At 54.1% G+C, this 12,686-nt stretch carries 8 protein-coding genes and 1 pseudogene; 7 read left to right on the top strand and 2 right to left on the bottom strand.

Annotation, left to right across the window (positions count from 1 at the left end):
• The first annotated feature begins 42 nt into the window (after positions 1-42).
• The 4 genes and pseudogenes from AABA21_RS30330 (at position 43) to AABA21_RS30310 (ending at position 3,840) form a co-directional block, all read left to right on the top strand.
• Positions 43-1,305, top strand: a complete 1,263-nt coding sequence (locus AABA21_RS30330) for a glucose-6-phosphate dehydrogenase assembly protein OpcA (RefSeq protein WP_338255999.1) — start codon at positions 43-45, stop codon at positions 1,303-1,305.
• A gap of 36 nt (positions 1,306-1,341) precedes the next feature.
• Positions 1,342-2,078 (top strand): annotated as a pseudogene (gene pgl / locus AABA21_RS30320) (6-phosphogluconolactonase).
• 12 nt (positions 2,079-2,090) lie between these two features.
• A complete protein-coding gene (rpe, locus tag AABA21_RS30315; protein ID WP_338255996.1) occupies positions 2,091-2,756 on the top strand; it encodes a ribulose-phosphate 3-epimerase in 666 nt (221 codons plus the stop codon).
• A gap of 112 nt (positions 2,757-2,868) precedes the next feature.
• Entirely contained in the window at positions 2,869-3,840 is a 972-nt protein-coding gene (locus AABA21_RS30310) for a P1 family peptidase (protein WP_338255995.1), read from the top strand.
• A gap of 38 nt (positions 3,841-3,878) precedes the next feature.
• Here the strand turns inward: AABA21_RS30310 and AABA21_RS30305 are convergent, their stop codons facing one another.
• Complete coding sequence (locus tag AABA21_RS30305) at positions 3,879-4,166, bottom strand: hypothetical protein (protein ID WP_338255992.1); 288 nt, start codon at positions 4,164-4,166, stop codon at positions 3,879-3,881.
• Between the two features lie 274 nt (positions 4,167-4,440).
• The gene (locus AABA21_RS30300; protein WP_338255990.1) at positions 4,441-5,070 is read right to left on the bottom strand and encodes a CoA pyrophosphatase; all 630 of its coding nucleotides are present in this window, start codon (positions 5,068-5,070) and stop codon (positions 4,441-4,443) included.
• A 528-nt stretch (positions 5,071-5,598) separates the two neighbouring features.
• Between AABA21_RS30300 and AABA21_RS30295 the strand changes: the two genes are divergently transcribed.
• The 3 genes from AABA21_RS30295 to radA all read left to right on the top strand — a co-directional run bounded on the left by AABA21_RS30295 (position 5,599) and on the right by radA (position 12,241).
• Positions 5,599-7,131, top strand: a complete 1,533-nt coding sequence (locus tag AABA21_RS30295; protein ID WP_338255988.1) for a 30S ribosomal protein S1 — start codon at positions 5,599-5,601, stop codon at positions 7,129-7,131.
• Positions 7,132-8,131: 1,000 nt separating this feature from the next.
• Positions 8,132-10,666 (top strand): ATP-dependent Clp protease ATP-binding subunit, encoded by a 2,535-nt coding sequence (locus AABA21_RS30290; protein WP_338255986.1) that lies wholly within the window; start codon positions 8,132-8,134, stop codon positions 10,664-10,666.
• Between the two features lie 156 nt (positions 10,667-10,822).
• Positions 10,823-12,241: a DNA repair protein RadA gene (gene radA, locus AABA21_RS30285; protein WP_338255985.1), complete on the top strand. Its 1,419-nt coding sequence runs from the start codon at positions 10,823-10,825 to the stop codon at positions 12,239-12,241.
• The last annotated feature ends 445 nt before the right edge of the window (positions 12,242-12,686 follow it).

Here is a 12,686-nt window from a genome sequence, read left to right as displayed (position 1 = left end):
CGTCTTTTAGAACAACGAGGTTCAATGATGAAGGGTGTAGGAATGGCAATGGATAACTCCGCAACCCCCAGAAAACAGCTGTCCTGGGCAGGTAAAAAGGTCAACCAGGAACAAGTCGAAGGCGAATTGTCGACCCTCTGGCACCTGGCGTCCGATAACATGCGAATCAGCCAGAATATGAATGTACGCACCAGTGTGCTGAACTTTGTCATCTGCGCGCAGGACATTGAGTCAGCACGCCGGGCTAGCGCCATTTTACGTGATTTATCCAGTACACATATCGCACGAGTTACCCTTTTAATCCTTGATACGCGCAGTGATGCTCCTAGCGAGGTCGCGACCTGGATCACACTGCGTTCCTTCCCCATCATTTCAGATATCATGCGCCATCACTTTGAGCAGGTTACTGTCTCAGTGAGTGGCGCAGCCATCAAGTATGTAGATAATATTGTGCAATCTACATTAAAACCTGACCTTCCGGTGTATTTATGGTGGCTAAATGATCTACCCAAAGACCATGAAATCTTTCATCGCTTGATCAATATCAGTAATCGGGTCCTTATCGATTCAAGCCATTTTTTACAGCCAGAGGAGCAGATTCAGGATGCCTCTGCTATCCTACAGAAGTCGCCACATTGCGCGCTCAGCGACCTTACCTGGGGACGTGTGACCCCCTGGCGTGAATTAATTGCCCAGTTCTTTGATATCGCGGAATATCGTCCTTACGTGATGGGCGTCGATTCTATCTTGATCGAGCATACCGTTGCCACCTCCACACAGGCCCTCGATCACCATTCGAATCCAAAGAATCCTATCCGCGCACTACTGTTGGCCGCGTGGCTCAAGACGCGCCTGGGCTGGCAGCTCTCAGAAGATCCAGATGATAAGAACCTTGATCACGAGACAGGAACCTATTTCTGGCATATGTCCGAACGGAATATGGCGAAGGTCGTGACGCAGCCACTGACAACCGCTGGTGGAAAACGCAGCAGCGCGCCACTGGGAGGGATCCGCATCACGATTCGGCCACGGCCACTCCAGAAATCCGCTCCTGGTACCCTGTGCATGGTGCATATGACCAGTAGCATTAACGGAAAACAGGCCACATTTACGATCCAGCGGGTCGATGATGATGACCATGTACTCACTTCTGTCGAAGTGCCTGGAAGCGCACGTCCCCCCCGAACCGTGAATATAGCAGCGACCCATAAAGAAAGCGATCTGCTACACAACGAGTTAGAGATCATGGGGCGCGATCACCTCTACGAAGAGACGTTACACGAGGTGTTCGATTTACTGGCGTAACGACAGTTTTAGTACAACTTTCTATTGGAGCATTGTATGGACGTTACCATTTTTTCTGATACAGAGCAGCTCAGTCGCTCAGCGGCCGATTACATTGTGCGCGTCGCCCGCGAAGCCATAGCGGATCATGACCGCTTTACCCTGGCCCTATCGGGTGGCTCGACGCCAAAAAACTCTATGGCCTGCTGGCCAGTGAGCCATATCGCGACCAGATCGACTGGTCCAAGGTCGAGATTTTCTGGAGCGATGAGCGCTGCGTGTCCCCGGACGATCCCGAAAGTAACTATCGCATGGCCAACGAGGTGATGCTGAGCAAACTGCCGATCCCGGCCGAACATGTCCATCGCACACCCGCCGATCAATCCGATCGCGATGCCGCCTCTCTCGCCTATACGCAAGAGATGAAGCGCGCATTTGGCACAGATGATGTTCCTCAGTTTGATCTGATCCAGCTGGGCATGGGGCCCGAGGGGCACACCGCCTCGCTCTTCCCCCATCAGGGATCGCTGCGCGAGCAGCAGAGGCTGGTGATGCCGGTCTCCGTTCCCAAGCCACCACCCGACCGCCTGACCTTTACGCCTCGCCTGATCAACGCGGCCAGCCACATTCTGTTTCTGGTGACAGGGGCGGAAAAAGATGAGGCCGTGGCGGCTGTGCTGGAGGGAGAGCAGCAGCCAGACGAATATCCGGCGCAGATCGTCCACCCCATCCGTGGCGAGGTGACGTGGATGCTGGATACGGCCGCGGCGGGGAAACTGCGCAAACAGAAGTAGGAGTCAGATTCCATGGTAGAGATCGTACCTTCTATTCTGTCCGCGGATTTTACGCGCCTTGGTGAGCAGGTGCGCGACGTAGAAGCGGCCGGCGCGCGCCGCATCCAGATCGACGTGATGGATGGGCACTTTGTGCCCAACATCACCATGGGTCCGATGGTGGTGGAGGCCGTACGCAGCTGCACCGGCGCCACCCTCGAAGCCCACCTGATGATCACCAATCCACAGGAATATATTGAGACGTTCGCGAAGGCGGGCGCGGACGTCATCATTGTGCACCAGGAGGTGTCGCCCCATCTGCATAAAACCTTGAAGCAGATCAAGGCGGCCGGCAAACAGGCCGGTGTGGCCATCAATCCATCCACCCCTGTTTTTATGCTGCAGGATATGCTGCCTTTCTGCGACCTGATCCTGGTCATGACCATTAACCCGGGCTTTGGGGGACAGGAGTTTATCCCCGAGACACTGCCCAAGATAGAGACGCTGCACCGCATGTTGCGACAGCGCGAGCTGAAGTGCGATATCGAGGTCGATGGCGGCATCAACGCCGAAACGATCCCGCAGGTTGTCCGCGCGGGCGCCAATCTCCTGGTCGCAGGCTCCGCCGTCTACAACAACAAAGAGAGCGTCGCGCAAACAATGGAAAAATTGCGCCACGCCATTCCCGACAACGCATAAACACCGAAAAATAACCCCATATGGTTTCGGAGCTCGCCTCCGATGTACGTTCCGATGATGGGACGTACATCGGAGGCGAGCTCCGAAACCATATGGGAGGGGGTACGAAAATATGCATGATGATATTACCGATGTGCCGGGCATTCGCGTGGGGCACGATACAAATCTGGAGGCCGGGACGGGTTGTAGCGTTATTTTATGTGATCCGCCCGCGGTCGGCGGGGTCGATGTGCGCGGCGGCGCGCCCGCTACCCGGGAGACCGATCTGTTGCACCCTTTATGTATGGTGGATGAGGTCAACGCGATCCTACTGACCGGGGGCAGCGCTTTTGGTCTGGATGCCGCCGGTGGAGTTGTCCGCTATCTAGATGAACACGGCATTGGCTATGATACCGGGGTCGCGCGCGTCCCCATCGTGCCCGGCGCGGCTATCTTTGATCTTCCGTTTGGCTCCGCCACCGTGCGCCCCGATCATGCCGCCGGCTATCGCGCCTGCGAGCAGGCCAATAACGGTCCTGTCGAACAGGGAAATATCGGTGGAGGGACAGGGGCAACCGTCGGCAAGATGCTGGGACCAGCATCAGCCATGAAAGGTGGGCTCGGCTCCGCCAGTATGGAGCTGCTCGGCGGCATCGTGGTCGGCGCCATCGTCGTGGTCAACGCGCTGGGGGATATTGTTGATCCGCAGACACAGCAGGTCGTGGCCGGCACGCAGAACAGCCCCGGAAAAAGCCCGCAAGCGAGCAATCCGTTTGGCAACACCACTATCGCCGTGATCGCCACCAATGCCACACTTACCAAGGCCCAGGTCACTAAAGTGGCCCAGATGGCACACGATGGCATGGCGCACGTGATCAGACCCGCGCATACGATGTTTGACGGCGATACCATATTTGCGCTGGCAACAGGAAGCAGGACATCAGGAATACAGCAAGACACCGCAACCGCAGCACTACAGGTGAGTACGTTAGGAGCGGCGGCGGCCAACACGCTGGCGCGAGCAATTGTGAAAGCGGTGCGCAGCGCGAGCGACTTGCATGGCGTTCCGGCAGCCAGTTCTTTTTTAGAAAGTCATGAAAAGTAGTAATATTGGTACGATTAGGCGAACTCCAATCCTGTCTGTTATGGTTGTAGCATTACAAATAACACAATGCCTCCGCCGATCAGCATCAGCAATACACATCCCATAATGACCAGGGCAAACATATAACTACGCGAAGTAGCCAGGATATCTGGTACCACGCTCGTATCGCGGCGTTCAGGTCGTATCGGGAGCTCTCGTTTCGCGGTCAGGGTTTTTAAGCCGCCAGTAGCCAGGTCCCAGGAGTGGGTTGCAAAATCCAATGGATGTTCATGATCCGCTTGCTGAGAGTTTGCCGGAGCCGCCACGGAGGGTGGATTTGAGGGCATAACAGAGGGAGACGCCAAAGAAGGTTCGGGCATCGAGTGGGCGGGAGGGATCATTTGTGGCCGGCGAGGCACGGTTCTCCGGGATCGTGGTGCATCAGGACTAGGCAACGTCACAGCTTTTCTCCACTAAGGCACTTGCATACCAACCGCATCAACAAGGGACAGCTTACAACGTACGCACTACAGCATTTTTGTCCGTCTACTCTTAATTGTAGCGATATGACCGATTTTCGCAAGGGAACTATGACTAATGGGGTATTTTTCGCAGGCGGCATTAGCCGACTGGAGGCGCATCCTCCTGCTTGAGTAGCTCGAACAGCGACGAGAGAATACGCCCGGTAGCACCCCAGATACAATATTTATCGTAGTCATAGAAATATACGGTCCTGCTGCGCCCATCGCGCGTCCACAGCTCGGTATGGGCGATAGCGGGATCCGCCAGCCGTGTCAGCGAGACGCGGAGCAGCTCGGCTACCTCGCTTTTCTGCAATACCAGCGAGCCTAATCCCTGTGGAAGATAGCCAACCACGGGCGTAATCAGATAGTTGCTGACCACGGTAAATACCGGCGGCAGCACACCAAGGGTCTCGACGCGGGTGGGATGCAGGCCGATCTCTTCATGGGCCTCGCGCAGAGCAGTCATCACCATCGAGGTATCGGTGGCATCCACCTTTCCACCGGGAAAGGCGATCTCACCACTATGGGCGCGTAGCGTACTGGCACGACGAATCAACGCCAGCTGCAGCAGACCATCCTCAACAAAAAATGGAAGGAGCACCGCCGCCTGGCGCGCATGTTGCTGGTGACCCTCGACTCTATCAATAAGCGATCCTGCTTGCTCAACGGGCGTTAAGCGCGTGCGTAACATGCCCATGATCTCTGCAGTATTCGTAAAATCCAACACATCCATACTTCTATTGTAGCACATTTAAAGGGGGCTTGCGCCACTGTGATACAATCTGAGACAGAAAAACAATCGGAGAGATTTGCCAGAAGGTTAGGCATTGTCTTGCAATCGGTGAGAGCATTTGGTATAATAGAGAGTATCGAGTGGGGGTATGCTTACATTCAGGCGTCATTATCATATGTATGATGGCGTACTGCCTGCGAGTATCGTTTCGTATCACCGTTCTGTAAAGCAAACAATGGGTTATACAGGTATTCTTAGTGTAACGACGGGAATATCGTAAACCGAAACGATGACCGCCTGAGCACCTCCTCCGATAAGCCCAAGTCCGATGGTACACTCCCCAAGGGTCCCAACGTGCAGAGCAGTCCATCTGTTATTCTTACTGTTTCAAGAATAGCAGGGTGGCAATGGTCGGTTCGGCATGACTGCACCAGAAAACAGCACAGAAACCAAAAGGGTTGGCATGAGTGTCTATCGTAGACAGGCAAAAACCGTGGATCGAAAGGGGTTAACTACCCATGCATGCTCACAGAGCATGGCACCCTTTCGGCAATGCCAGCGGCAAATCAAAACAGCGGGCGGGTACAGACGATGATCGAAGGAAATGACCTACAAGGGCAAAACAACAGCAACCCCGAAGAGATGGAAGAATTTAACCAGAACGAAATGGCAGCGTTGCTGGCGGAATCGGCGAATCCAATCAGCATTAAGCGAGGCGATGTAGTCGAGGGCGTTATCGTACGTATCGACCAGGACGAAATCCTGGTGGATATTGGCTTAAAGTCAGAAGGCGTCCTTTCAACAAAAGAGTTGCCATCCAGTGGCTATGGCTCTTTTAATGAGCTACACCTCAACGACAAAGTTCTGGTCTATGTCATTCAGCCAGAGACTTCTGAGGGTCATGCTGTCCTCTCACTGAAGAGGGCCAACACCGAGCGCCAGTGGCGTATCGCGGAAGAGCAGTACAAAAACAACGAACTCCTCAAAGCAAAAGTCATTGATTACAACAAAGGTGGCTTAATCGTTGATGTGGCGGGAATTCGTGGCTTTGTGCCGATCTCCCAAATTTTGAACCTCAAGCGTGAGGAAGTCGCAGCCGGTGGTGAAAACCAGGAGACTGCGGCCAAGCTCCAGGCCATGAAGGACAAAGAGCTTCAGCTGAAGATTATTGAGATCAATCGAGCGCGCAACCGCTTGATCCTCTCGGAGCGCCTGGCAGTCCAGGAATGGCGTCAGCGCCGTCGCGAGGAACTGCTCGATGAGCTGAAACCTGGCGAAGTACGCAAGGGTGTGGTAAGCAACCTGGCGAACTTTGGTGCCTTTGTCGACCTTGGTGGCGCAGACGGACTGGTTCATATCAGTCAGCTCGCCTGGAGCCGTGTCAACCATCCGAGCGAAGTGTTGCATGTTGGCCAGGAAGTTGAAGTACAGGTTCTGAGTGTCGATAAAGAGAAAAAGAAGATCGCACTCTCAATCAAACGTGCCGAAGTTGATCCCTGGACAACGGTTGAGCAGCGCTACACGCCAGGACAGGTTGTCACCGGTGTCGTGACCAAGATCGCCCCCTTCGGAGCGTTCGCGCGCATCGAAGATGGCATCGAGGGCTTGATCCACCAGTCGGAGCTCACACCTGGTACAGATCCCAAGTCGGTTCTGCACGAGGGGGCACAGCTGCAACTGCGTATCCTGCGCATTGATGCCGAGCGCCGCCGACTTGGCCTCAGCCTGCGCCAGGCTGACGAAGTGGATGCCAAAGAGACCGAGACAGAGGTCCCCTCGCAGGAGGAAGCCCAGACTGAAGGTGCTACCGCTGAATCGAGTGCCGCTCCAGTTGCCGACACAGCAGCTGCCCCCAGCACTCCTTCACTGGAGTCACTGCCAGCGCTTTCAGATCAGGCTCCAAATAAACGCGAGCGTCGCGAACGCCAGGAGCGCTCCAGTGAGGGCGGTCAGGGTCACCGCGACGACGGTGGCGAGTTAACCGCGATGGCCGAGGCCTTCCGCGCAGCCGCTCGCAATCGTTCGACCAAAGATGAAGATGAATCGGCTGAGTAATCGGTAAAGCCGGGGCAAGCCCGGCACCGATAGGTATCACCGATCCTTAGCAGACGTCACTTGTAAGAAGAACCTCCCTGTAATCTTTCTTTCATTGAAAGATAGCCACAGGGGGGTTCTTCTTAATAGAAGGTTTCTTCAATTGCATATGAGTGCCTGACTTACGCCACCTTCGGGGCGGGTGATAGCCCCCGCACGCGCGGCCGCGCTGGTTTTGTATGGTGGTGCGACAGGGGCGCGGATGCGCCCCTGTCGCACCACCATACAAAGGACTCGTAAGCACCGCCGATACTCATGGGTTATATTTGTGTTGGTGCATGGGTGCGCGTATGCGCACCCATGCACCAACACAAATATAACTGGCGCGGCCGCGCGTGCGAGGGCTATCACGGGCCACCAGGGTGACGAGAGTCAGACCCATTCACAAAGCAGGATATAATAGGTGTTGTGGCGAGCAAGAATGCCTAAAGTATTCTTGACGTTGCAAAAAGAGTTGTAGTATGATGAAATGCGCAGTTAACGAAGCGATCACGAGTCCCCTTCTACATTTATAGGCAAAAAGCAAACAAATCGCGAACAGATCGATGATATCCACGCATTTTTGTTGTAGAATAAAGGATAATCAAATCGCATTTTTACAGTGGAAGTGACGATAGAGGGACAACGATCCTGGCTGATGCACTCCGCTCAGTCGCTCGTTTGTCAGGGCATCAAAGAAGATACGGAGGCACCTAGATAGACAAGGTTTCTTGGCTGTTGGAGCAAATCGTACCTGAACAGATGATCTCGCGACCTCTCCGCTGTGTGCATCTATGCGAATGCAGTGTAGAGGTCGATTGTTTCTCAGTAAGAAGGTTGAGCGTTTATTGACAGACGGGAGGCTACAGTTGTTATCCTTGACGCTGTATGATGGGTGTTGTATGATGAATCACATAGTTTACCTGAGCGACACAGAGGGCTCGGTTCCACCCTCTGCCAATGAAAGGGGGGTGACAAACAGGTGAACGATAGAGACAGATTTGATAAGTTCACAGAGCGGGCCAGAAAAGTTCTGAGCCTTGCACAGGAGGAAGCCCAGCGCTTCCAACACAACTATATTGGTACAGAACACCTGCTCCTCGGCCTCGTGCGTGAGGGTGAAGGCGTTGCTGCGAAAGTTCTGGCAAATCTCGGTGTCGAACTGAACAAGGTTCGGAGTGCCGTTGAATTTATTATTGGTCGTGGCGACCGCATCGTCCTGGGCGAAATTGGCCTGACGCCACGTGCCAAAAAGGTTATCGAGCTCGCAGTTGATGAAGCTCGCCGCCTGAATCATCATTATATTGGGACGGAACACCTCTTGCTTGGTCTGGTCCGTGAGGGTGAAGGTATCGCAGCAGGCGTCCTTGAGAGCCTGGGCGTGAACCTGGAGAAAGTGCGTACGCAAACCATTCAGGTGCTCAGCCAGTCTGGCACCCCACATGAGCGCGACGCAAAACATTCAAAGACCCCCACAATCGATCAGATGGGCATTGATCTGACGGCAGCTGCTCGCGCAGGTACACTCGACCCCGTCATTGGACGTCATCAAGAAATTGAACGCGTCATCCAGATTCTTTCCCGACGTAACAAGAATAACCCGGCTCTCATCGGTGAACCCGGCGTTGGTAAAACAGCGATCGTTGAAGGTCTGGCCCAGCGCCTGATCTCCGGCGAGGTTCCAGAGACCCTGGCCGGCAAGCGTCTGCTCACGCTGGACGTTGGCTCCCTGGTCGCTGGTACCAAGTACCGTGGTGAGTTTGAAGAGCGCCTGAAGAAAATTATAGAAGAAATTCGCAATAGCCGCGATTGCATCATCTTTATCGATGAGGTTCATACCCTGGTGGGTGCGGGCGCCGCTGAAGGTGCTGTGGATGCAGCTAATATCCTGAAGCCTGCCCTGGCTCGTGGCGAATTGCAATGTATCGGTGCAACAACTCTCGATGAATATCGCAAGTATATCGAGCGCGATGCTGCACTCCAACGCCGCTTCCAGGAAGTGATTGTTCGTGAGCCTTCCGTTGACGAGACCGTTGAGATCCTCAAGGGTATCCGTGAACGCTATGAGCAACACCATCGCCTGATCATCACAGACGAGGCGCTCAAGGCCGCGACCGATATGGCCAGCCGCTATATCACCGATCGCTTCATGCCGGATAAGGCTATCGACCTGATCGATGAAGCTGCGAGCCGCGTACGCATGCAGAACTCCCTGGCTCCTCTGAACTTGAAAGAGGCCATGAAGGGTCTGGAGTCCGTTCTGCGTGAGAAAGAGGCGGCGATCCAGCAGCAAGAATACGAACTGGCAGCGGAACTGCGGGACCGCGAGGTGAAGTTGCGAGATCGTATCGCCAAACTTGAGTCTGGCTGGCATAAAGAGCGTGGAAACGAGAAACCAACGGTTGGCGAAGAGGAGATTGCTCAGATCGTCTCGATGTGGACCGGTATTCCCGTGATGCGTATCGCCCAGGAAGAGTCACAGCGACTCTTGCAGATGGAAGATGCGCTACACTCTCGTGTGATTGGTCAGAATGAGGCAATCGAGAAGATTGCACGCGCTGTACGCCGCGCTCGTGCCGGCCTGAAGGATCCAAAGCGTCCAATTGGTTCGTTTATCTTTATGGGCCCCACTGGTGTTGGTAAAACAGAGCTGGCTAAGACGCTGGCCGAGTTTATGTTCGGTAGCGAAGAGTCCTTGATCAAAATTGACATGTCAGAGTTCATGGAGCGTCACGCGGCCGCGCGTCTCGTCGGTGCCCCTCCCGGATATGTCGGTTATGAAGAGGGCGGCCAGTTGACCGAGGCGGTACGCCGTAAATCGTACAGCGTAATCCTGCTGGATGAGATCGAAAAGGCTCACCCTGACGTCTTCAATATGCTGCTCCAGATTCTGGAAGATGGTAAGTTGACAGACGCCAAGGGCCGCACGGTGGACTTCCGCAACACCATTATTATCATGACATCAAACGTCGGCGCTCAGCTCCTCAATAAGGAGGCTCAGATCGGCTTTAAGCAGTCGAAAGATAAGCAGAAAGCCAATCAGGCAGACTATGATGCAATGAAGAATAAGGTGCTCGGCGAATTGAAGAACACCTTCAAGCCTGAGTTCCTCAACCGTATCGATGAGGTGATCGTCTTCCATTCCCTGCGGATGGAGGAGATGTACTCGATCGTCGACCTGTTACTGAACCGTGTTCGCGCACAGCTCACCGAACAGCAGATCGAACTGGTGGTTCCACAGAACGCCAAGGACTTCCTGATCGACAAGGGCTTCGACGCGCAGTATGGTGCCCGTCCACTACGCCGCACCATCCAGCGTATGGTTGAAGATCCGTTGGCGGAAGGCTTGCTGCAAGGCAAGTTCCATCCCGGCGATCTGGTAGAGGCGAGTATCGTTGATGACGATCTTGCCCTGCAGGTACGCAACCGCATTGAGCAGTTGCCACCACCCGCATCGGCTACCCCGGAAGCAGCCCTCTCGGCTGGCGGCGAAGGTAGCACGAATACCGAAAGCTAATCATAACAGAGGGGGACGTGATATCTGTCACGTCCCCTTTTCTTCATCTTCTCTTTTCTTATTTAACTTTAGTGCTACAGGTTCCATTTCATAGACAATCATACACTCACGCGGCGACTCCAATATCCTGGATTATCCTAGATTGCAGATTTTTACATGGCAAAAATTCGCACAAAATACATCTGTCAGCAATGTGGTGGGGAACATAGTAAATGGATGGGGAAGTGTCCCGATTGTGGGGCATGGAATACGTTAGAGGAAGTAGTGGATGTCCCGCAGAGTCCCGCTCAGCAGCGGCGCCAGAGCATCATGGCCGCATCCCCTGCCTCTAACAGCCACCATCCTCATACCCCTATCGTTCTTCCTCATATCAAGCCACTGGTGCAGGAACGCATCTCGGTAGGCTATCCCGAAATGGATCGCGTGCTGGGTGGCGGCCTGGTCGCTGGCTCGCTCATCCTGGTTGGCGGCGAACCTGGCATCGGCAAATCGACGCTGCTGCTGCAGATATCGGGCGAGATTGCAAAGAATGTGGGTCCGGTGCTCTATGTGTCGGGTGAGGAGTCCATTGAGCAGATTAAGATGCGGGCCGAGCGCCTGGATATCGTTGGCGAGCAGCTCTATCTGCTGGCCGCCATCGAGCTGGACCTGATCGTGGAGTCGGTCAACCGGGTGAAGCCGGCCATGGTGATTGTGGATTCGATTCAGACGGTGCTGGCCAGTCACCTGACGGCGGCACCGGGCAGTATCAGCCAGGTGCGCGAGTGTACCCTGCAGTTGATGCAGCTGGCCAAGACATCACAGATCCCGATTCTGGTAATTGGACACGTCACGAAAGAGGGAACGGTGGCGGGACCCAAGGCGCTAGAGCATATCGTGGACGCCGTGTTGTACCTTGAGGGCGAGCGCTATCATTCATATCGGCTGCTGCGCGGCGTCAAAAATCGTTTTGGCGCCACCCATGAGATCGGCGTCTTTGAGATGCATGGGGAGGGCCTGATCGAGGTCACCAATCCATCGGCCGTCTTTCTGTCGGATCGCATGTCTAACGCGAGCGGGTCGGCGGTAGTGGTCAGCATGGAGGGGACGCGTCCCCTGCTGGTCGAGGTCCAGGCTCTGGTCACGCCCAGCAACTTCGGCAATCCTCGTAGTACAACCAATGGCATCGATCATAATCGCCTGGTGATGCTGATGGCGGTTCTTACCAAACGGGTCGGACTGGCGGTGGGTGGACACGATGTCTATGCCAACGTCGTGGGTGGCTTCAACATTGAAGAGCCTTCAATCGATCTGGGGGTCGCGGCGGCGATCGCCTCCAGCTACCGTGAGAAGCTGATTCCGGCCGATATGGCCTTGATTGGTGAAGTAGGACTCTCGGGAGAATTGCGGGCCGTTAGTCGCCTGTCATTGCGCGTACGTGAGGCCGCCAAACTAGGCTTTAAGCGTTGCCTGATTCCGTCGGCGGGCCAGGGCAATAAGCTGCACCATGAAATAGCTGAAACATACCCTGAGGAAGACTTCAGGGTCATTACGGCCAGTACATTAGCCGTGGCACTGGAGATCGCACTTCATTAAAAACAGCAAAGGAGGCAGATTTTCTGACAGCATGTATCTGTATTACAAGCAGCATACGCAATACTACTGAGAAGTCTATTGCTTCCAGCTTGAAAACAGTGTATACTGCATATTCAGTGTACCTTACCCTACATAGCGTGTATTGTCATTTAGTTTACCTCAATAGAAAGCAAATGCGCTTTCTGCTATGTATTATAATAAAAACATATAGAAACAGTTGCTAGCTCAAGCAAGATTTTGCCATGTTAGCAACAAATTTGTTCGTCGGTTCGTATATCTTTTAAAGGTTGTTTGCTCAAACAGGCACGTGGTTTTTGGACAGCAGGCCAGAGTTACATTTATCTGGAATTATTATTCATTTTTCTTTTCTTTTTATCAGACCTGCCAACCGGACAAAGAAGCAGCGTTGACCTCTTGAGCTTAGAATGAGCACGTCTACGTGTCT

The sequence above is a fragment of the Dictyobacter halimunensis genome (assembly GCF_036245075.1).
Note: the sequence above shows the minus strand (reverse complement) of the source record. Positions and strands in the feature narration are given on the sequence as shown.